The sequence below is a fragment of the Saccharothrix sp. ST-888 genome, assembly GCF_000955975.1.
In the GTDB taxonomy this organism is placed as follows: Bacteria; Actinomycetota; Actinomycetes; order Streptomycetales; family Streptomycetaceae; genus Kitasatospora.
In genome coordinates this window covers 21138-41816 of record NZ_JYJF01000060.1, presented here as the reverse complement: position 1 = coordinate 41816, position 20679 = coordinate 21138, and the positions used below count along the sequence as shown (strand labels likewise).

Genomic DNA, 20679 nt, shown 5'->3' with positions numbered 1-20679 from the left:
CCCCACGGACTGGTGTCGCTACCGAATCTCGAGGGGCGCGGGGTAGCCCCACTCGGGGTGTTTGCGCAGCCGCCTGCGGTTATAGCGGCTACAGAAGGCCTCGATGAAGCTGAAGACCTCCGCGCGGGCGGTGGCGCGGTCCGGCCGGATACGGATGCCGGTCTCCTCCTTCAGTACGGCGAAGAAGCTCTTGACGGCGGCATTATCGCAACAGGAGCCGACTCGCCCCATCGACGGCCCCATGTCCAACTTGCTTATTTCGTTGCGGAATTCAGTCGACGGGTATTCGCTGCCGCAGTCCGATTGGAAGATGCAGCCCGCCTGCAGAGCGCCCCAGCCAACCGCCATCCGCAGCGCGGCCACCAGCAGTTCGGCGCGGTGGCGGTCGGCCATCGCGTAGCCGACGACCTCGCGGGTGGCCAGGTCGATCGCGGTAGCCAGGTAGCGCCAGCCTTCCTCGGTCGGCAGGAGGTCATGTCGCCGACCAGCCGCATCCCAGGGCGGCGCGCGGTGAAGTCGCATCCGATCAGGTCCGGGGCGCACACCAGCTTGCGGGCCCTACGGGTCAGACCTCGGCGTGGGCGGCGGATGACGCCGACGATGCCGCGCTCGCGCTTGATCTGCTCCACCTTCGTCCGGTTGACCGGACGGCCCCGGCGCCGCAGTTCCGCATGCACGCGCGGGACGCCGTAGGCGCCCCTGGAGACGACGTGGATCACCGTGATCTCGGCCGCGCGAGGCCCGGTGAGAGAGGGCTCAAGCGGCCGAGCAGGCCGCCTGAAGATGATCTCCCAAAATTCTCCCATTCGATCACGAAAAAGCCCCCAACCGATCTTGGTCAGGGGCTTTCATGCTGGTCAGAGCTGTGGGCGCAGACGGTTTCGAACCGCCGACATCTGCTTTGTAAGAGCAGCGCTCTACCACTGAGCTATGCACCCCAGTCACGACGCGCGCCAGGTGGCCCGGCGGCGTGCGACGAGGGACAAGAGTACCCCGTTCCCAGGGTGGTTCGCCGCAGGCTTTCCGTGGGTGAGGGGCGAGTGGGAGGGCGGCGGGGCGGGAGGGGTGCCGGGGGGTTGTGGTGATCCGCAAGAATGGGTGGGATCGGGCGTTCGGTGCTGAGCAGGGAGCGGTGTCGTGAGGGTGGCCGGCGGTGGCGGCGGGCGAGGCGGCTGGTGGCGTCGGAACGACAGCCTGCGTGAGGAGGCCAGGGCTGCCAGGGATGCCGCGCAGCAGGCGTTCTACGAGCTGGACTCGGCGCAGCGCGAGGTCGAGCTGGCCGTGGAGACCGTACGGGCGGTGGAGGACGGCCCGGCCGCACGGCAGGCGCTTGCCGAGTACCGGCAGATCTCCGCGCAGGTGAACGAGGTGAGTGCCGAGTACCTGGCGGCACTGGACGCGCACGACGTGGACGCCGAGGACCTGGACGCCGCCACCGCTGCCCGGGCCCGCCAGACGCTGGAACAGGCGCAGCGACGCATCGCCGCCGAGCAGACCGAGCTGGCCAGGTACCTCGGCCGGTTGCAGCCGCTGCTCCAGCACGCCGAAGGGCAGCTGATCAGGGTTGCCCCGGCGGTCGAGAAGGCCAAGCAGGCGCTGCTGCGGGCGACCACCGCGCTGGAGGCGGTACGGGCGGCCGGGCTGCGGGCGGACGACCTGGCGGCGCTGCTGGCCGAGCTGGCACCCGAGCTGACCCGGCTCAACGAGGGGGCCGCCCGGCACGGGGTGGCGGCGACGCTCCGGCGGGCGGAGGACGTGACGCTGCGCGCGGACGCGATCCGCAGCTCGGCGGAGCAGCGGCCGGAGAAGGCTCAGGAGATCGACCGGCGGGTGGCCAGTCTGCGGACCAGGATCCAGGCGTTGGAGACCCGGGCGGGGACGGTCGAGCCGGTGCTGAGCGAGCTGCGGCGGCGGTTCAGCAGCGAGTGCTGGCAGGACCTGCAACGGGTGCCGGTCCAGACGGCCGAGGCGGTGCGGACGGCGCAGCAGAAGCTGGGCGAGGCGTCCCGGGCCCGGGACGAGCAGAGCTGGGCGGACGCGACCGGGGCGATCGGTACGGTACGGGCGCTGCTGGAGACGGCGGACGGTTCGGTCGCGATGGTGCACGAACGGCTGCGCCTGCTCAATGAGGTGGAGTTCGACCCGCAGCGCGAGATCGAGCGGAGCCGTTTCGCGCTGCGCGACGCCCAGCGGCTGGCCATGGCCGGGCGGCAGGCCCCGGATCCCCGGCACGCCGGTCCGCTCGACGCGGCGGTCGGCCGGCTGGACCGTGCGGTCGCCGGGCTGGAGGCCGCCGGGCGGCACCCCGACTACTGGCACTTCCTCACCGAGCTGGCGGGGGTGCGGGAGACCGCGGCCCAGGTGGTGGCGATGATCCGGGGCAGCCACTGACGGGCCGCCCGCCCTCCCCCGGCGACAGCCGTTCAGTGTTCAACGGTTCGGGCCGACCACTCCGTCGCCACGCCCCCTGGTCGCTCCTCGGCTGACGCCACACAAGCTCGGCCGGCCCCGGTCGGTCCCGGTCGGTCCCGGCAGGCCCCGCCGCGAGGCCGGTCCGCATCCGCTGTACAGGGCGTCCACCAGCGAAACGTGCCGAGGCCGCGAAGCCGACTGCACTGCGGACGGCAGGCTCGGTACGCTGCGGGGTATGCCACGTTACGACTTCCGCTGCCGCTCCTGCGGGGCTACCTTCGAGCTCCGCCGCGCCATGGCCCAGGCCAACGACCCCGCCGTCTGCCCGGACGGGCACACCGACACGGTCAAGCTGCTCTCCACCGTTGCGGTGACGGGCGGTTCGGCCGCCGCCGCTCCGAGTCCGTCCGCCGGAGGCGGGGGCGGCGGGTGCTGCGGCGGCGGCTGCTGCGGCTGACACCGGCCGCCGCACACAAACGGCAAATCCACCGGCAGCCAGCGGCAACCACTGAAGCGCCGAGCAGCCACCGGGGACGGCAACCAGCCACCGCCCGCCCACCATTGCCTCAGCCGCAAGCCCCGAGCCTTCAGCCCTGAACCCCGGCTCAGCCCACAGCACCGCCCGCCCCTCAGGCCCTGACGGGCGCCCCGGCCCCGGCCCGGACCCGCGCCAGGAACTGGCGGACGATCTCCTCGCCGGCCGCCACCCCGGCCTGGGTGAGGGCGGTGACGCGCGGCGCCGTCCAGTCGGTGTCGGCGAGTTCGCCGTGGCCGGGGCGCCAGGCCTGGTCGGCGGCGAGCAGCAGGTCGGCGTCCAGCAGGGAGTCCCCGGCGGTGAGGACGGTCGCGGCGCCGGTCCGGCGCTCGACCTCGGCCAGCGCGGAGCTCTTGGTGAGCGGGGCGGGCACGGCGTACACCTTGCGGCCCTGGAGGGAGACCGTCCAGCCGCGCTCGGCGCACCAGCCGGTGAGCTCCGCCAGCCAGCCCTCGGGCAGTTCGGCGCGCTCGACCACCAGGTAGGCGAAGAGGTGGTCGGCTGTGCGGCGCTTGTGGGTCCACTCGGGGTCGGCGACGATGGCCAGGTGCTCCACCACCTCGTCCAACGGCGCGCTGCCGGAGGCGAGTCGGGACTGCACCTCGGCCTGCCAGTCCTGGTCCGGCACGCCGTTCACCAGCAACTGGCCACCGTTGGCGCAGATCGCGTACGAGGGGATCCACCCGGGCGTCGGGCCCGGCAGGTTGACCCGCTCGTACTGGGCCCTGGTGCGGGTGGTGGCGGGCACGAACAGCACCGACTCGACCAGTTCGGCGAGGAGTCGGGCGGCCTGCTCGGTCATGAAGGAGAGCGCGCGGCCGTCGTGCACCTCGACCGAGAGCAGCCGGGGCGCCAGGCGGTCGGGAACGTCCAGGGCGAGGGCCCGGTTGGAGTAGATCAGGGTGCGGTCGAGGTCACTGGCGACCAGGAACCGGCCGTCCATCAGATCGTTCACAGGGCTGGTCGGGCTGCTCATCGGGCTACTCATTCAGGCGTTCTCCGCGTTGACTGCCGTGCCGTCGGCGCCGGTTGCGCCGCGGCTGTATCGGGGGTGGATCAGGCCGACGCAGCTGTACGGCAGCTCGTCCACCTCCTCGACGGGTACGCCGCGTTGGTCCGCGAGCAACCGTACGTGATCAAGATCGGCACCGGCTCCGCGCCGCGCGAGGACCCGCCAGGGGACGCGTCGGAGCATGACCCGGGTGGTCTCGCCGACCCCGGGCTTGACCAGGTTGACGTTGTCGATGCCGTACTCGGCGCTGATCCGCTCGACGGCGGCCCAGCCGGCCCAGTCGGGGGTGCGATCGGCGGTCGCCTGCTGCGCGGCGGCGGCCTCGGCCTCGGCCCGCACGGCGGTGAAGTGCCCGGCCACCACGGCGAGGAAGTCGTTGGAGACGTCGGCGTCGGCCAGTTCACGGTAGAACTTCGCACCGTGGAACTCGTCCGGGCCGATCAGGTCGGCTCGCAGCACCGTACGCGAGATCAGACCGGAGACCGTGGAGTTGAGGCACGCGGAAGGGATCAGGTAGTCCTCGCGGGTGCCGTAGGTGCGGACGCAGCGCCCGGGGTCGGCGAGCACGGCGAGATCGGGGTTGAACGGTGTGCCAGCCAGGGCGTCGGCGAGTTCGCGGGTGATGGCGCCCTTGCCGGTCCAGCCGTCCACGAACACCACGTGCGCGGGGTCGTGGTGGGCGGCGAGGTGGCGCAGCGCGACCTGGTCGATGCCCCGGCCGCGCACGATGGAGAGCGTGTAGTGCCGGGTGTCCAGGCCGTGGGCGAACGCCAGCCAGCGGCGGATCAGGACGCCGACGGGCGTCCCGGCCCGGGCGAGCGAGGCGAGGACCAGGTCACGGCCGCGCTCGCGCACCAGGGTCTCGGCGACCGTGCCGACGGCCAGCGCGACCCGCCGGGCGGAGACGGTCAGCGCCTGCTGGAACAGGGCCTGGTACTCGGGGCTCGGCTGGTACTCGACCGGCAGCGACTCGGCGTAGTGCGCGCCACCGGACTGCACGGCCTCCTCCCGTTCCTCCGTCGGTGCCTCCAGCCGGACTTCGGAGAGGTCCTTGAGCAGCCAGGTGACCTCCTCGGCCGGGTACGAGGAGAAGGCGGGTCCGGAGAGGGGAGGCGTGGCGGGGGGACGCGCGGCGGGGGGACGCGCGGCGGGGGGTGCGCTAACAGCAGACATGGCGGCCTTCGAACGGGGTGTGCAGGCTGATCATCGGACGGCAGGGCGTCATCACGGTGTCCGAGGACGGTACGACGGCAGAACGGCGAGCACCACCTGGTCGGTGACCCGGCGCAGCTGCTCGATCAGCGCCTGCTCCCCCTCGTGCAGGGCGGGGGTGTCGGCCGGCTCGTCCACCACCAGGACGATGGCGTCGAACCGGCGGTCCGGGTCGCCGCCGGGGGCGACGTTGTAGGCGTAGCGCTCGGTCGAGCGGTCCGCCGGGGCGTCGTGGGCGGGGAACGCGAGCCGGGTGCGGATCGGGTAGCCGGGGTCGTCCACGGGCAGGACAGGCGAGCGGGTGGTCGTGGAGAACCGTACGCGCTCCGCCCCCGACCGCGAAGCCGTCGCACCGGAGCCCACGCCCTCGCCCTCGCCCACGCCCTCGCCCGAGCCCGAGCCCGCACTCGCCCCTGCACCCGCACCCGCACCCGCCAGCCGGTCGGCCAGCGCACCGGCGAGCCGCAGCGGGACGTACATCAGCTCCTCGAAGCCGAGCACGAGGATCCGCCACCGGTCGCTCACCAGCGGCGCCAGCTCGGCGGCCAGTCCAGGCAGCGCCGCCTCCAGCGACTCCCGGTGTGCGGGGGTGAAACCGTGGCGGCCGCCGTCCGGCAGGCCCTCGGGCCAGTTGAGCCTGGCGCGGACGACCGGCGCGAGCGGGCCCTTCGGCGGCGTGGTGCCCGGGTCCGAGGCGGCGATCAGCGCCTGGGCCCTGGGCAGCAGGTCGGCGGGCAGCTCGACGCCGCCGACGGCGGTGGCCACCAGGTCCACCCGGGCGCCGAGTTCGGCGGCCACCTCGGCCAGCCTCGCCCGATCGGCCTCGGTCCGCAGGTCGACCAGGGCGACCACGACGTACCGCGAACGCGGATGGTCGGCGTGCAGCGCGCGGATGGTGTTCAGCACGGTGGAACCGGTGGAGAACTCGTCGTCCACCAGCACCAGCGGGCCGTCCCCCGCGAGGAAGGCGGGATCGGCGGGGAGCAGCAGGTGCGACGTGGCGTGCGAGTGCTCCTCCTCGAAGCCGCCGACCGGTGTCACCCCCTCGACCGGGCGCCGGGTGGAGTGCAGGTACGGGGCGCCGAGGCCGTCCGCGACACTGTGCCCGAGAGCGGTGGCGGTCTCGGCGTAACCGAGCACGACCGCCCGGCCGGACTCCGCCGCACCGAGCAGATCCCGCACCCTGCGGCCGAGTTCGAGACCGGACTCGTGCACCACCTCGGGGTGCTGCGGGATGTGCTTGCCCAGCACCTGGGAGACCAGCAGATGAGCGCGCCGGGGGTTGTTCGCCCGCAGGGCCAGGCCGATCATCCCGGGCAGCGCGGGCGAACCGGTGAGTCCGAGGCCGAGCCGGTCGGTGACCCACCGGCCGGCCCAGGGGGCGGGTTCGACGTGCGGTACTGCGGTCAAGACTCCTACTTTCGACGGCGCTTGGGGCAGAGCGGGTTGAGCGGGTTGAGCGGGTTGAGCGGGTTGAACAACGGAACGACGGAACGACGAAACAACGCCGAGCAGGCGTCCCGCCGAACACCCGACCAGCTGAACAGGTGGACACGTGGACAACTGGACGGCCGGGGGAACGGCCGGGTGAACAGTGCCGGCGGCGCGCCCGTTCAGCCGCAGAGGGCGGCGCCCAGCAGCTCGGCGAAGCTGACGTCCTCCCTGGCCACGCCGAACACCTCGGCCCGCAGCAGGACCCGCTCCGCCCAGGCGCGGTGCGGCTTGGCCTCGTTCATCTTGTTGGTGTACGCCGAGCGGGAGACCCCGCCGCCGTCCCGGTGCCGGTCGAGGATGTCCAGGGCGTCCGAGTACTCCTCGTGCGTGACCACCGAGAGCGCGTGCACCGCCGGGACATGGCTGGGGTGGATGCAGGTCTTGCCCAACAGCCCGTTGGCCCGGTCGAGTTCGATCTCGCGGAGCAGACCGTCCAGGTCGTGCTCGATGATCCGTCTCCGGACGGCGAGGCCGTCCGGGTACCCGCGGCCGGAGACCGGGGAGGGTTCCGCCTCCACGAACGGCGTGCGGCGCAGCTGCGGCTTGAACATCCGCTCCTGGACCGGGAAGTACTCCCAGACCGGACCGGTCACGGTGTGCCCGGTGCCGTCGGCGCGGCCGAGGACGTTGACCACGTCGGCGATCACCCCGGCCACCAGCGCCACGTCGTAGGCGGTCAGGTCGGGCGAGCGGCGCAGCCCGTACGCGGAGCACAGGTCGGTGACCCCGAGGCGGACGGCCAGGATCCGCTCCCGGTGTTTGGCCAGCAGGCGCTCGATGCCGAAGAGCTGCTCGCGCCGGGACTCCAGATGGGCCAGCTCGGGGGACTCCAGGACCGGCATCGCGAACAGCCGCTGCCCGGACTGCGCCTCCGCCGCGGTGAGCGCCTCCAGGAACGGGCCGCCGCTCTCCTCGGTGAACTTGGGCAGCACATAGCCGGTGAGCAGGGCGACCGCCGGACCGAGCCGCCGGGTGAGGTCGGTGAGCTGTCCGGGGGTGCGGACCCGGACGAAGAGCAGGGGGGCGTCGGCGCCCCCGGCCGACCACAGTTCGGTGAGCTGCGCGACCAGGTTCGCCTCGGCGTCCGGCACCTCGTGGTCGGCTATCGCGTCCTCCAGGCACAGCACCATCGAGACCACTCCGCGCGCCGCCTGCTTTCGGATGTCGGCGACCAGCGTGGGCCTGGTGGCCGGGCTGTACAGGGTCGCGCCGAGAGCGGTGGCGAGGACCGACGCGTCGCTGCGCCGGTCGAAAGCGGCCGGCTGCTTCAGGAAGAGCCGACTGCGTACGTCGTCGGCGAGGTGGCCGAAATGGCGCAAAGTGCTCTCCACGGGTGGGTAAAGCGGCAGCGGGTGCGGGGGTCGCGGTGGTACTGGCATCTAATAGACGGTCCACCCGGTCGGAAAGTTCGCGACTTCGGCTCGGCGGTTGCCGAGTGGGCGGGTACCCGCTGGCCGTCCATCGTACGGACGGATTCGGCCAGCCCGGGCCCGGAAACCCGGAGTTCTCGGGACCTTACCGCGATCGTCACAGGACACGACCACCAGCCGGCCCTGGATGAGAAGACCGCGTGAGAAACGACGGCACGGCGCACCCGCGTTGTCCCGAGCCGTGGCGAACCGGCAGGATGGTGCGCTATGACGCACGTGATGGCCAAGGGCGCCAACATCTCGCTGACGGCCGCCGCCGTGCGCGCCGTGCTGTCCTGGAGCACAGGCCCGGGGACACCCGACGTGGACGCCTCCGCGCTGCTGCTCGGACCGGACGGCAAGGTCCGCTCGGACGCCGACTTCGTCTTCTACAACCAGCCCGGCCACCCCACGGGCACGGTGCGGCACCGGCCCAAGCAGCAGACGCCGGACGGCGGCGCGATCCGGGACACCGTCGAGGTCGACCTCGCGCAGCTGCCGCCCGAGGTGGACCGCGTGATGCTGGCCGGGTCGGCGGAGGGCGGGGCGTTCCCGGACGTCCGCGAGCTGCGCCTGGTGCTGCACGACGCCGCCACGGGAGATCCCGGGACGCCGATCGCCGAGTTCGCCATGACCGACACCGGCGACGTCACGGCGCTGGTGGCCGCCGAACTGTACCGGCGCAACGGCGCCTGGAAGTTCCGTGCGATCGGCCAGGGGTACGCGGCCGGCCTCGGGGCGCTGGCCACCGAGTACGGGGTCGCGGTCGAGGACGACGCGGACGCGCCGCAGGACTCCTCCCCTGCCGCACCGCCGGCGCCGCCCGCACCCGAGGCTTCCGCAGCCGCCACCCGACCCGACCCGCGCGACGAACCCGGCACCTACACGCTGGCGCCCGCCGCCCCGATGCCGCCGGTGCCCGCCACGGCACCGCCGCAGCCGCTCATGCCGCCCACGGCACCCCCGCCTCCGCCGCTGCCGCCCCAGCACTCACCGCAGCCGCAGCCTCAGGCGCAGCCCGGGTACGGCTACCCGCAGCCACCGTCGCCACTGCACGCCCCGCAGCCCACCTACGGGTATCCGCAGCAGTACCCGGCCAACCCGACCGCCGGCTACGGCTACCCGTCGCCCCAACAGCCCTACCAGGCACCTCAGCCACCTCAGCCGCAGCCGCAGCCGCAGCCGCAGCAGAGGTACGGCTACCCGCCCCAGTCCCAGCCGACCACGTACGGCTACCCGCAGCAGCAGCCCTACCAGCCACCACCCCCGCCGCAGCAACCCCTGCAGAGCCAGCAGCCGCCCGCTCCACCCCAGCCGTTCACGCTGCCGCCGCAGGGCCCGCAGTTCCAACCCCGCTGACCCCGCTTCACCTGGCAGTCCGACCGCGCCGCGCGCTACTCCGCCCCGCCGGAGCCCGGCGCGGTCGGCGTCTTGTAGCCGCGCTGCCACTGCATCCCGAAGCCGTACAGCCGGTCCAGGTCCGACTGGAAGCCGTGCACGTAGCGCACCTCGCGACGGACCGTCAGCTGGCCGTCGCCACTGTTCTCGATCAGCACCACCGCACACGAACGCGCCTGCGGCGCACGCTCGTCGAGGCTGATCTCGATCCGCGGCCCGCTCTGCGGCACGATGGTGAGCGTCGCGTGCGTACGGTCGAAGGCGGGCGTGTCGTCGTAGATGTACACGAAGATCAGCAGACGCTTGAACTGGTCCTTCTTCTCCAGGTTGACGTACATCGTCTCGCCGGAGGGAGCACCGTAGACGTCGTCGCCGCTCAGCTTGATGTACGGCGGACGCTGCAGATCGCCGAAGTACTTGCCGAGCGGCTGCACCACGCCCCGGGTGCCGTCGGTGAGTTCGTACATACAGGCGAGGTCGAGGTCGACGTTGACCTGCTGGCCCTGGTAGGAGGTGGGCTCCATCGGGCGCAGGATCCGCGGGTCGAAGAGCTTGCGCAGCGCACCCCTGGCGGCGGCGGCACGGTCGGCGGTCCTGGCCGTCCAGTGCAGGTTGACGTAGAGGTAGCCGGTGGTCGCGGCGGAACCGGTGATCGCGTGCTGCGGCTGGGACTTGGTCAGCGTGACCTTGTTCTGACCGCCCGTGTCGAAGGTCCTGCGCTCCCCGCGCAGAAACTCCCAGACCGAGACCATCGCGTCCTCCCCCAAACCCCGGCAAGCCCGGCATTCCCCGGCGAGCCCGAACCCAGCCGAGCGGCCGGCCACTCGACGGACCCCATCGTGCCCGAAGCAGACCCCTCCGTGCCATAGACCTCTACCCCGCCGCGCGGTGTCGGAGACACCGCCGGGAGTCCGACTCGCCCCCGGATCGGACGGTAAGTCAACTCCCGTACCGTGCGGGCCTCCAGGACGCGATATCGTTCAGCCGCACAGGTGTACCTTCCCTGTCCGTTCCGTTCCCTGCTGCTGCACCAGAACGCACCGACCTGCGGAAAGCCGAGGCCCCCGCCGCAATGAACCTCTCCTCCATACAGCTGGTCTGGGCCGTTGTCGGCGGCGCCGCGCTGCTGTTCACCGCCCTCCTGGTGACCGTGCTGCGCTTCAAGGGCACCAGGTCCGGCGAGACCACCGACTCCTGGGAGCGCAGCGAGGAGCGCCGCCGCCGCAAGGAGGCGGTCTACGGGATCGCCTCCTACGTCCTGCTGTTCTGCTGTGCGGGCGTCGCGGCCGCGCTCTCCTTCCACGGCCTGGTGGGCTTCGGCCAGCAGAACCTCGGTCTCTCCGGCGGCTGGGAGTACCTGGTCCCGTTCGGTCTGGACGGTGCGGCCATGTTCTGTTCGGTGCTCGCGGTGCGCGAGGCCAGCCACGGGGACGCGGCGCTCGGATCACGGCTGCTGGTCTGGCTGTTCGCCTTCGCCTCGGCCTGGTTCAACTGGGTGCACGCCCCGCGCGGCGGTGCGCACGACGGCGCTCCGCAGTTCTTCGCCGGCATGTCGATCTCCGCGGCGGTGCTCTTCGACCGCGCGCTCAAGCAGACCCGCCGGGCCGCGCTGCGCGAGCAGGGCCTGATACCGCGCCCGCTGCCGCAGATCCGCATCGTCCGCTGGCTGCGCGCGCCCCGCGAGACGTACGCGGCCTGGTCGTTGATGCTGCTGGAGAACGTCCGCAGCCTGGACGAGGCGGTCGAGGAGGTCCGCGAGGAGCGGCAGTCCAAGCTGGACGCCAAGTCCCGCGCCCGCAGCGCCGACCGCCGCGAGCGGGCCGAGCTCAAGGCCATCGCCCGGCAGGGCAGCCTGCTGGGCCGGGCCCGGGGCGGCCGCCAGGTACCCGCACTGACCGCTGCCCGGGCCGGAGACGGCCAGACCGCTACGGAGCCTGCACTAGCGGAGGACCCGACCTTCTCCCGGTTCGAGGACTCCACCCGCATCACGGGCTCCGCCCGGCCCGGGAGCGCCGCCCTCACCGCCGGCCACCGCTCCCCCGTCTCCACCGCGAGCACCCCGACCACTTCGGGCACCTCGGCCGTCGACCTGACGGCCGACGACGACACCCTCGCCATGCCCAAGCTGGACTCGCTGGAGCGCAAGCTGCGGGCCCTCGAGAAGCAGCTCGGCTGACCCCGCGCGCCCCGCATCAACCGGCACGCGCCACCGGCACGCAGAACGGCCCCCCGCACTCCAGCAGTGCGGGGGGCCGTTCGGTGTTGTGTGCGGGGGGACGGGCTCAGCCCGTGGCGCCCTCCAGCGCCTGCTCACGCCGGTTGCGGACCATCGAGGAGAGCAGCGCCGCGCCGATGAAGGCGACGCCGATCAGACCGGTGACGATCTCCGGGATGTGGTACTCGATCGAGGCCAGCAGGATCAGCGCCAGCGCACCGATCGCGTAGTGCGCGCCGTGCTCCAGGTAGACGTAGTCGTCCAGGGTGCCCTTGCGGACCAGGAAGACCGTCAGCGAGCGGATGTACATCGCGCCGATGCCCAGCCCCAGGGTGATCATGAAGATGTCCTGGGAGATGGCGAAGGCGCCGACCACACCGTCGAAGGAGAACGAGGCGTCCAGCACCTCCAGGTAGAGGAAGAGGAAGAACGCGGCCTTCCCGCCGACCTGGACGATCGACTTGCCGGAGCGCTCGGCGGCCTCCTCGGCCTCCTCCTGCTCCTCCAGGCCGGACTCGAAGACGCCGGAGAGCCCGTTCACCGCCAGGTAGGTGGTGAGGCCGAGCAGACCGGCCAGCAGGACCGTCTCGGCGTGCTCGCCGGCGAAGAAGTTGGCCGCCAGGGCGAGCGCGATCAGGGCGATCACCGAGGAGAGCGCGTCCAGCTTGCCGATCTTCTCCAGCGGCTTCTCCAGCCAGCGCAGCCAGTTGAACTCCTTCTCCTCCAGGATGAAGTCAAGGAAGATCATCAGCAGGAAGATGCCGCCGAAGGCCGCGATGGCCGGGTTGGCCAGTTCCAGGAACTGGCCGTAGGTGTGGCCGTCGTGGGTCTTGCCGGAGTCGAGCGCCAGCTCCACGACGGTGGCCGGGTTGAGGTGCGCCGTCAACGCGACCACCGCCAGCGGGAAGACCAGCCGCATACCGAAGACAGCGATCAGCACACCGACGGTGAGGAAGATCTTCTGCCAGAAGGGGTTCATCCGCTTCAGGACGGTGGCGTTGACGACCGCGTTGTCGAAGGACAGCGAGATCTCCAGGACCGAGAGGATCAGCACGACGCCGAACCCTTCGGCCCCCCAGATCAGGCCGGCAGCGATCAGACCGACGATCGTGATGGCGAATGACCATCCGAATGTGCGGAGGAACACGGGTTAGTACCTTTCACATGCTTGTACGTAGAGCAGCTTTACTCTACGTTTACGCCGAAATCGAGAGCAATGCCGCGCAGGCCCGAGGCGTAACCCTGGCCCACGGCACGGAACTTCCACTCACCCTGGTAGCGGTAGAGCTCCCCGAAGATCATCGCCGTCTCGGTGGAGGCGTCCTCGGTCAGGTCGTAGCGCGCGATCTCCTGACTGTCCGTCAGGTTGACGACCCGGATGTACGCGTTGCTGACCTGGCCGAAGTTCTGCAGCCGGGCGTCGGCGTCGTAGATCGACACCGGGAAGACCACCTTGTCGACGTGCGGCGGAACGAGGTCGAGGTTGACCACGACCACCTCGTCATCGCCCTCCTCGCCACCGGTCAGGTTGTCGCCCTGGTGCTCGACCGAGCCCTCGGGGCTGCGGAGGTTGTTGTAGAACACGAAGTACTCGTCGCCCAGCACCCGGCCACCGGAGCAGAGCAGGGCGCTCGCGTCCAGGTCGAAGGGCGCACCGGTGGTGGAGCGGTCGTCCCAGCCCAGGCCGATCTGGACCTGCGTCAGATTCGGCGCGGCCTTGGTCAGCGAGACGTTGCCACCCTTGGCGAGCGTGACGCTCATGGCTGTTCTTCCTCCCTCGTCCCCGTACCCGGGGCTGTGTCCGGCGCGCCGCGCGGGATTTCGCGCAGCACACAGGGCCGCAGCCGGGCGCATCTCAGGTGTACGCCCTCGCAGCCCCCAGCGGGTGCTGTCGACCCGCTGAACTTGCTGAACTCCGGGGCCCGGCGCCCGCAGGGGCGCAGCGAGCCGGGGAAACAGCAGTGGCCGGGGTCGGTGGGAGCGAACTCCCGCCGACCCCGGCCACAAGATTATTCACCCGGTCACCTGCCGGGCTCCCACCCGACCTCGGGTCGGACGTCGACCCCGAGGTCAGACGTTGACCCCGAAGTCCTGGGCGATACCGCGCAGGCCCGAGGCGTAGCCCTGGCCGATCGCGCGGAACTTCCACTCCGCGCCGTTGCGGTACAGCTCGCCGAAGACCATGGCCGTCTCGGTGGAGGCGTCCTCCGAGAGGTCGTACCGGGCGATCTCGGCGCCGCCGGCCTGGTTCACCACGCGGATGTAGGCGTTGCGGACCTGCCCGAAGCTCTGCTGGCGGTTCTCCGCGTCGTAGATCGAGACCGGGAAGACGATCTTCGCGACGTCGGCCGGCACGGCGGCCAGGTTGACCTTGACGGTCTCGTCGTCGCCCTCGCCCTCACCGGTCAGGTTGTCACCGGTGTGCTCGACCGAACCGTCCGGGCTCTTCAGGTTGTTGAAGAAGACGAAGTTGCTGTCCGAGGCGACCTTGCCGGCCTCGTTGCAGAGCAGCGCGCTGGCATCGAGGTCGAAGTCGGTCCCGGTGGTGGTACGGACGTCCCAGCCGAGGCCGACCACCACGGCGGTGAGGCCCGGGGCCTCCTTGGTGAGCGAGACATTGCCGCCCTTGCTCAGGCTGACACCCACTGGTCCTCCAAGAATCGTGCTTTCTCCGACAACGGCCCGATCGTAGGCCCGGGTTCCCGTCCCGCACAGCAATCCGGCCCGGCGCGTCCACGACGCGCCGGGCCGGCGGGGTCCGGCCGGGAGGGCCGGGCGATCAGAGCGCGTCGATCGCGGCCAGGTACTCCTTGGTGTCCCGGGCGTCCGGGAGGCCGTTGACGATCGACCAGCGCACCGCGCCGGTCTTGTCGATCACGAAGGTGCCGCGCACCGCGCAGCCCTTCTCCGCGTCGAAGACGCCGTACGCCTCGGAGACCTCGCCGTGCGGCCAGAAGTCCGAGAGCAGCGGGTACTCCAGGCCCTCCTGCTCGGCGAAGACGCGGAGGGTGAACGGCGAGTCGTTGGAGACCGCGAGGACCTGCACCGCGTCGTTCTGCAGGCGGGGCAGCTCCTTCTGGATCTCGCACACCTCGCCGGTGCAGACACCGGTGAAGGCGAACGGGTAGAAGACCAGGACGACGTTCTTCTCGCCCTGGAAGTCGGAGAGCCTGACCAGCTCACCGTGCTGGTTCTTCAGCTCGAAGTCCGGAGCCTTGGTGCCGACCTCGATGGTCATGCGGAGACCTTCCTAACCGGATGCCACGGCCCAGACGGCCGCGCGACTACCGGCATCCTTGCATCCGCCGGGTCCCCTTCCGCCGTTCGGGTGAGCGCCGTCCCACCACCCGGGCCGGGTTTCGCCCTGGGTGAACAGGGCGCGGGCGACAGCTACAGGCCGGGGCCCGAAACGGCCGGACCCCGCTGGAGGAAGCTCCAGCGGGGTCCGGGTCGTGCCGGGGCAGGGCCCGGCGCCGTGGTCAGGGGCCGCTGCTCACGGCTGCGGCCGGCGCCTGCCGCCGAGGGCCGCGATCAGCGCTTGCCGCTCTTGGCGGCCTTCGGCGAGGCCAGGCGGGTGCCCATCCAGTCCTTGGCCACGGCCGCGGAGCTGGTCTGGGAGAGGCCGGCGGTCCGGGCGGCATCGGCGATCTCGTGCGCCTCGACGTGGCCGTCCCGGCCCGTCTTCGGGGTCAGCAGCCAGACCAGGCCGCCCTCCGCCAGGTACTCCAGTGCATCGACGAGGGCGTCGGTGAGATCCCCGTCCTCCTCGCGGTGCCACAGCACAACGCCGTCGGCGACGTCGTCGTAGTCCTCGTCGACGAGCTCGGTGCCGGTGATCTCCTCGATGCCCTCGCGGAGTTCCTGGTCACAGTCTTCGTCGAACCCGAGCTCCTGGACGATCTGGCCCTCTTCGAAGCCGAGACGGTGCGCCGGGTTGGACTTGTCCGCGGGGTCCGCGGTCGCGCTCACGGGAATAACCTCCAGTATTCGGCTCGGCATTCATGCCGAGGCTGTGGCCGTAGTCCACACGTGCGCGGCGGTTCGCGCAAGTACCCGACCCCCGATCCCACCCAAAGGTTGACGTGTCGGGGCGGGACACGCCGTGGAATGTGTCGGTAATCACACCGATTTGCCCTTTTCTGCACGCCCCGGGGATGCTGCGGGTCGGGTGGCCGCGCCGGCCCGGAAAGTGACCGAGATGCGAACGCATTTCGGGGTAACCACTCCGGCGGGCGTAGAGTCTCCTGTTGGCCCTCACCCCGACCGCCCGCCATCGGACGGTCGGGCATCAAGGTCGGACCACCTCTTCGTAACAACCGGTGGTGAGCGGCGCAGACAGCGATGTCCACGTCACCCACCATCCGACCTGACCGCCCTAGGGAAATCAAGCCCTGGAACGGAATGGTTACCGATCGGTAGAGATGACGGATCTCCGAGTTGCGGTACACGATGGAGGCGGCGCGACACACCTCAGTTACGTCCGACAGTGAAGGAACAGCGTGGCTTCCGGATCCGATCGCAACCCGATCATCATTGGCGGCCTTCCGAGTCAGGTCCCGGACTTCGATCCCGAGGAGACCGCGGAATGGCTCGAGTCGCTTGACGCGGCCATCGACGAGCGGGGGCGTGAGCGCGCCCGCTACCTGATGCTCCGCCTGATCGAGCGCGCCCGCGAGAAGCGTGTCGCCGTGCCCGAGATGCGCAGCACCGACTACGTCAACACCATCGCGACCAAGGACGAGCCCTTCTTCCCCGGCAACGAGGAGATCGAGCGCAAGGTCCTCAACGCGACCCGCTGGAACGCGGCCGTGATGGTCTCCCGGGCGCAGCGTCCCGGCATCGGCGTCGGTGGGCACATCGCCACCTTCGCCTCCTCCGCGTCCCTCTACGACGTGGGTTTCAACTACTTCTTCCGGGGCAAGGACGCCGAGGGCGCGTCCGGCGACCAGATCTTCTTCCAGGGTCACGCCTCCCCCGGTATCTACGCCCGTGCCTTCCTCCTCGACCGACTGAGCGAGCAGCAGCTCGACGCGTTCCGCCAGGAGAAGTCGAAGGCGCCGTACGGCCTGTCCAGCTACCCGCACCCGCGGCTGATGCCGGACTTCTGGGAGTTCCCGACCGTCTCGATGGGCCTCGGCCCGCTCGGTGCGATCTACCAGGCCCGGATGAACCGGTACCTGGAGCACCGCGGCATCAAGGACACCTCCGACTCACACGTCTACGCCTTCCTCGGCGACGGCGAGATGGACGAGCCCGAGTCGCTCGGCCAGCTCTCGCTGGCCGCCCGTGAGGGCCTGGACAACCTGACCTTCGTGGTCAACTGCAACCTGCAGCGCCTCGACGGCCCGGTCCGCGGCAACGGCAAGATCATCCAGGAGCTGGAGTCGCAGTTCCGCGGTGCCGGCTGGAACGTCATCAAGCTGATCTGGGACCGCAGCTGGGACCCGCTGCTCGCGCAGGACCGCGACGGCGTCCTGGTCAACAAGCTGAACACCACGGTGGACGGCCAGTTCCAGACCTACGCCACCGAGACCGGTGCGTACATCCGCGATCACTTCTTCGGCGGCGACCTGCGGCTGCGGCAGATGGTCGAGTCGATGAGCGACCAGCAGATCCAGCACCTGGGTCGCGGTGGCCACGACCACAAGAAGATCTACGCGGCGTTCAAGGCTGCCCGTGAGCACCAGGGCCAGCCGACCGTCATCCTGGCGCAGACCGTCAAGGGCTGGACGCTGGGCCCCAACTTCGAGGGCCGCAACGCCACCCACCAGATGAAGAAGCTGACGGTCGAGGACCTGAAGCGCTTCCGCGACCGCCTGCACCTGCCGATCACGGACAAGCAGCTCGACGAGGGCTACCCGCCCTACTACCACCCGGGCCGCAACTCCGAAGAGATCCAGTACATGCACGACCGCCGGAGCGAGCTCGGCGGTTACGTGCCGACCCGCAAGGTGCGGCCGCGCCAGCTGGTGCTCCCGGGCGACGACGCCTACAAGGGTGTCAAGAAGGGCTCCGGCAACCAGACCATCGCCACCACCATGGCGTTCGTCCGGGTGCTCAAGGACCTGATGCGCGACAAGGGCATCGGCAACCGCTTCGTGCCGATCGCCCCGGACGAGTACCGCACCTTCGGCATGGACTCGCTCTTCCCGTCCGCCAAGATCTACAACCCGCTCGGCCAGACCTACGAGTCGGTCGACCGCGAGCTGCTGCTGGCGTACAAGGAGTCCCCGACCGGCCAGATGCTGCACGACGGCATCTCCGAGGCGGGCTGCACCGCCTCGCTGATCGCCGCCGGTTCGTCCTACGCCACCCACGGCGAGCCGCTGATCCCGGTCTACGTCTTCTACTCGATGTTCGGGTTCCAGCGCACCGGTGACCAGTTCTGGCAGATGGCCGACCAGCTGGCCCGCGGCTTCGTGATCGGCGCCACCGCCGGTCGCACCACGCTGACCGGTGAGGGCCTCCAGCACGCGGACGGCCACTCGCAGCTGCTCGCCTCGACCAACCCGGGTGTCGTCGCGTACGACCCGGCGTACGGCTTCGAGATCGCGCACATCATGCAGGACGGTCTGCGCCGGATGTACGGGTCCACCGCCGAGCACCCGCACGGCGAGGACATCTTCTACTACATGACCGTGTACAACGAGCCGATCCAGATGCCGGCCGAGCCGGAGAACGTCGACGTCGACGGCATCCTCAAGGGTCTGTACCGGTACAAGGTCGGCGAGGCCGGCCAGATCCCGGCACAGATCCTCGCCTCGGGTGTGGCGGTGCCGTGGGCCCTGGAGGCCCAGCGCATCCTCGCCGAGGAGTGGAACGTCAAGGCCGACGTCTGGTCGGCGACCTCCTGGAACGAGCTGCGTCGCGACGCGGTCGAGGCCGAGGAGTTCAACCTGCTGCACCCGGAGGAGCCGCAGCGCGTCCCGTACGTGACCGCCAAGCTCCAGGGCGCCGAGGGCCCGTTCGTCGCCGTGTCCGACTGGATGCGTGCGGTGCCGGACCAGATCTCGCGCTGGGTGCCGGGTCAGTGGCAGTCGCTGGGCGCCGACGGCTTCGGCTTCGCCGACACCCGTGGTGCGGCCCGCCGCTTCTTCCACATCGACGCCCAGTCGGTCGTGCTGAGCGTGCTCACCGAGCTCGCCAAGCAGGGCAAGATCGAGCGTCATGCGCTGAAGGACGCGATCGACCGCTACCAGCTGCTCGACGTGGCTGCGGCCGACCCGGGCGCGGCCGGCGGCGACGCCTGATCCGTCTGCCTGTCTGCTGACGTAGCGGCCGAGGGCCGGACCCTGGATCCAGGGTCCGGCCCTCGGGCGTTCCACGGTGTCCCCAGCGGTGTGCCCACTCCCGGTGTGTCGCCGAGCCCGGCGAGCCACTGCGGGAGTAGCCATGGCGGGTGACCGTAGCTCTCGTCCTGTTCACCCAGGACCTCCGCCTGCACGACAATCCCGCCCTGCACTCCGCCCTGGCCGAAGCCGAGGAGGTGGTGCCGCTGTTCGTCCTGGAGGACGGCCCGGCCCACTTCGCGGCCCCCAACCGGGCCGCCTTCCTCACCGACTGCCTGGCCGATCTGGACTCCGGTCTGCGGGAGCGCGGCGGCCGGCTGGTGGTGCTGCGCGGTGACGCGGTGGCGCAGACGGTCCGGCTGGCCCGGCGCACGGACGCCGTCGCCGTGCACCTGGCCGCCGGGGTGAGCTGCTACGCCCAGCGCCGGGAGGCCCGGCTGCGCGCCGCGCTCGGCGACCGCCTGCGGGTGCACGACGCGGTCCTGACCGCCCTCGCTCCGGGCGCCGTGACACCGGCCGGGAAGGACCACTACGCGGTTTTCACCCCCTACCTGCGCGCCTGGCGCCGAGCCGAGCGCCGCCGTCCGCTGCCCGCGCCGAGGGCCGTCAGGGTGCCCGAGGGCATCGAGGGCATCGGCCCGGCGGCGGTCGAGCCGGGCTCGCCGGGGCCGGCCAGGGGCGGCGAGAGCGTCGGCCGCAGGCTCTGGCGGCGCTGGGAGGTGGAGCGGTACGAGGAGCTGCACGACGACCTGGCGGCCGACGGGACGTCCCGGCTCTCGCCGTACCTGCACTTCGGCTGCCTCTCGGCTGCCGAGCTGACCCACGCGGCCGCCCGGCACGGCGGCGCGGGCGCCGAGGCCTTCGTCCGGCAGCTGGTCTGGCGGGACTTCCACCACCAGGTGCTGGCGGCCCGCCCGGACGCCGCGCACGCCGACTACCGTCCCAGGGGCGACGACTGGCACCGGGACCCGGCCGAACTCGCCGCCTGGCAGGAGGGCCGCACCGGGTACCCGATCGTCGACGCCGGCATGCGCCAGCTGGCCCACGAGGGCTGGATGCACAACCGGGCGCGGCTGCTGACCGCGAGTTTCCTGGCCAAGACGCTCTACCAGGACTGGCGGCTCGGCGCGGCCCACTTCCTCGCGCTGCTGGTCGACGGGGACGTCGCCAACAACCAGCTCAACTGGCAGTGGGTGGCGGGGACCGGGACCGACACCCGCCCCAACCGGGTCCTCAACCCACTGGTCCAGGCGAAGCGCTTCGACCCGGACGGCGCGTACGTACGGCGCTGGGTGCCCGAACTGGCCGGGATCCCGGGCGCCGCCGTGCACCGGCCCTGGCTGCTCGACCCGCGGCCGCGGAACTATCCGGCGCCGATCGTGGACCTCGGCGTCGGGCGCTTCCAGCGGGCGCGCGGTGCCCGGTAGGCGGAACAGCGGGCGCCGGGGCGCCGCGGCGGCGGCAGAATCGTTCCGGGCCAACCCCGAAGGAGACTGCCGTGCACGAGGAGATCATCGCCAAGGCCGAGTTCCTGCTCACCGAGCTTCACCTCTCCCCCGTCGAGGCACAGCTACAGCTGCGCTACTGGTTCCCGGAACTGGAGCTGGAGGAACGCGTCCGATACGTCCAGGGCGCCGCCGTCAGAGGCGCCAGACGCGCCGCCGACGACCAGACCCCCGCCTGCGGGCCCTGACGGGCCGGGG

18 protein-coding genes, 1 tRNA gene and 1 pseudogene are annotated in these 20679 nt (G+C 71.2%); 7 read left to right on the top strand and 13 right to left on the bottom strand.

All coding sequences use genetic code 11. The annotated features are described in order from the left end of the window. Nucleotides 1-18: 18 nt before the first annotated feature. The 3 genes and pseudogenes from UK12_RS39825 to UK12_RS19585 all read right to left on the bottom strand — a co-directional run bounded on the left by UK12_RS39825 (nucleotide 19) and on the right by UK12_RS19585 (nucleotide 938). The gene (locus tag UK12_RS39825) at nucleotides 19-522 is read right to left on the bottom strand and encodes a DDE-type integrase/transposase/recombinase (protein ID WP_052682003.1); all 504 of its coding nucleotides are present in this window, start codon (nucleotides 520-522) and stop codon (nucleotides 19-21) included. A 65-nt stretch (nucleotides 523-587) separates the two neighbouring features. After that, nucleotides 588-806 (bottom strand): annotated as a pseudogene (locus UK12_RS45080) (IS3 family transposase); the annotation flags it as partial. Between the two features lie 60 nt (nucleotides 807-866). Then, nucleotides 867-938, bottom strand: a tRNA-Val gene (locus UK12_RS19585). A gap of 199 nt (nucleotides 939-1137) precedes the next feature. Here UK12_RS19585 and UK12_RS19580 point away from each other — a divergent pair. Together UK12_RS19580 and UK12_RS19575 are read left to right on the top strand one after the other, a co-directional pair. Then, the gene (locus UK12_RS19580) at nucleotides 1138-2391 is read left to right on the top strand and encodes a hypothetical protein (RefSeq protein ID WP_045304337.1); all 1254 of its coding nucleotides are present in this window, start codon (nucleotides 1138-1140) and stop codon (nucleotides 2389-2391) included. 256 nt (nucleotides 2392-2647) lie between these two features. Further along, nucleotides 2648-2869, top strand: coding sequence for an FmdB family zinc ribbon protein (locus UK12_RS19575; protein ID WP_045304336.1), 222 nt, complete (start codon nucleotides 2648-2650; stop codon nucleotides 2867-2869). A gap of 172 nt (nucleotides 2870-3041) precedes the next feature. Here UK12_RS19575 and UK12_RS19570 read toward each other — a convergent pair whose 3' ends face one another. The 4 genes from UK12_RS19570 to UK12_RS19555 form a co-directional block, all read right to left on the bottom strand. Further along, the gene (locus UK12_RS19570) at nucleotides 3042-3923 is read right to left on the bottom strand and encodes an HAD family hydrolase (protein WP_231591294.1); all 882 of its coding nucleotides are present in this window, start codon (nucleotides 3921-3923) and stop codon (nucleotides 3042-3044) included. Nucleotides 3924-3935: 12 nt separating this feature from the next. Then, nucleotides 3936-5132 (bottom strand): cysteine protease StiP family protein, encoded by a 1197-nt coding sequence (locus tag UK12_RS41445; RefSeq protein ID WP_045304335.1) that lies wholly within the window; start codon nucleotides 5130-5132, stop codon nucleotides 3936-3938. A 51-nt stretch (nucleotides 5133-5183) separates the two neighbouring features. Continuing rightward, the gene (locus UK12_RS41440) at nucleotides 5184-6581 is read right to left on the bottom strand and encodes a phosphoribosyltransferase family protein (protein WP_045304334.1); all 1398 of its coding nucleotides are present in this window, start codon (nucleotides 6579-6581) and stop codon (nucleotides 5184-5186) included. A gap of 203 nt (nucleotides 6582-6784) precedes the next feature. Continuing rightward, nucleotides 6785-7984, bottom strand: a complete 1200-nt coding sequence (locus UK12_RS19555; protein WP_045304333.1) for an HpcH/HpaI aldolase/citrate lyase family protein — start codon at nucleotides 7982-7984, stop codon at nucleotides 6785-6787. A 318-nt stretch (nucleotides 7985-8302) separates the two neighbouring features. On the opposite strand from UK12_RS19555, the gene UK12_RS19550 reads away from it, so the two are divergent. Further along, nucleotides 8303-9433 carry a TerD family protein gene (locus UK12_RS19550; protein WP_045304332.1) on the top strand — a complete coding sequence of 377 codons (1131 nt, stop codon included), beginning with the start codon at nucleotides 8303-8305 and terminating at the stop codon, nucleotides 9431-9433. A 35-nt stretch (nucleotides 9434-9468) separates the two neighbouring features. On the opposite strand, the gene UK12_RS19545 is transcribed toward UK12_RS19550, so the two are convergent. Next, nucleotides 9469-10224, bottom strand: coding sequence for a Tellurium resistance (locus tag UK12_RS19545; protein ID WP_045304331.1), 756 nt, complete (start codon nucleotides 10222-10224; stop codon nucleotides 9469-9471). Nucleotides 10225-10544: 320 nt separating this feature from the next. Between UK12_RS19545 and UK12_RS19540 the strand changes: the two genes are divergently transcribed. Beyond that, nucleotides 10545-11648, top strand: coding sequence for a DUF2637 domain-containing protein (locus UK12_RS19540; RefSeq protein WP_045304330.1), 1104 nt, complete (start codon nucleotides 10545-10547; stop codon nucleotides 11646-11648). 106 nt (nucleotides 11649-11754) lie between these two features. On the opposite strand, the gene UK12_RS19535 is transcribed toward UK12_RS19540, so the two are convergent. The 5 genes from UK12_RS19535 to UK12_RS19515 all read right to left on the bottom strand — a co-directional run bounded on the left by UK12_RS19535 (nucleotide 11755) and on the right by UK12_RS19515 (nucleotide 15686). Next, nucleotides 11755-12834, bottom strand: coding sequence for a DUF475 domain-containing protein (locus tag UK12_RS19535; RefSeq protein WP_045304329.1), 1080 nt, complete (start codon nucleotides 12832-12834; stop codon nucleotides 11755-11757). A gap of 38 nt (nucleotides 12835-12872) precedes the next feature. Then, nucleotides 12873-13448: a TerD family protein gene (locus UK12_RS19530; protein ID WP_045304328.1), complete on the bottom strand. Its 576-nt coding sequence runs from the start codon at nucleotides 13446-13448 to the stop codon at nucleotides 12873-12875. Nucleotides 13449-13757: 309 nt separating this feature from the next. After that, nucleotides 13758-14333 carry a TerD family protein gene (locus UK12_RS19525; protein ID WP_045304327.1) on the bottom strand — a complete coding sequence of 192 codons (576 nt, stop codon included), beginning with the start codon at nucleotides 14331-14333 and terminating at the stop codon, nucleotides 13758-13760. 133 nt (nucleotides 14334-14466) lie between these two features. Beyond that, nucleotides 14467-14925 carry a peroxiredoxin gene (locus tag UK12_RS19520; RefSeq protein WP_045304326.1) on the bottom strand — a complete coding sequence of 153 codons (459 nt, stop codon included), beginning with the start codon at nucleotides 14923-14925 and terminating at the stop codon, nucleotides 14467-14469. 293 nt (nucleotides 14926-15218) lie between these two features. Next, complete coding sequence (locus tag UK12_RS19515) at nucleotides 15219-15686, bottom strand: DUF3052 domain-containing protein (protein ID WP_442973825.1); 468 nt, start codon at nucleotides 15684-15686, stop codon at nucleotides 15219-15221. A gap of 500 nt (nucleotides 15687-16186) precedes the next feature. Here UK12_RS19515 and aceE point away from each other — a divergent pair, with 500 nt between their 5' ends. From aceE to UK12_RS19500, 3 genes are all read left to right on the top strand, one after another. After that, nucleotides 16187-18937 carry a pyruvate dehydrogenase (acetyl-transferring), homodimeric type gene (gene aceE / locus UK12_RS19510; RefSeq protein WP_045304324.1) on the top strand — a complete coding sequence of 917 codons (2751 nt, stop codon included), beginning with the start codon at nucleotides 16187-16189 and terminating at the stop codon, nucleotides 18935-18937. A 149-nt stretch (nucleotides 18938-19086) separates the two neighbouring features. Then, nucleotides 19087-20403 (top strand): cryptochrome/photolyase family protein, encoded by a 1317-nt coding sequence (locus UK12_RS19505; protein ID WP_045304323.1) that lies wholly within the window; start codon nucleotides 19087-19089, stop codon nucleotides 20401-20403. 71 nt (nucleotides 20404-20474) lie between these two features. After that, nucleotides 20475-20669 carry a hypothetical protein gene (locus tag UK12_RS19500; RefSeq protein WP_045304322.1) on the top strand — a complete coding sequence of 65 codons (195 nt, stop codon included), beginning with the start codon at nucleotides 20475-20477 and terminating at the stop codon, nucleotides 20667-20669. The last annotated feature ends 10 nt before the right edge of the window (nucleotides 20670-20679 follow it).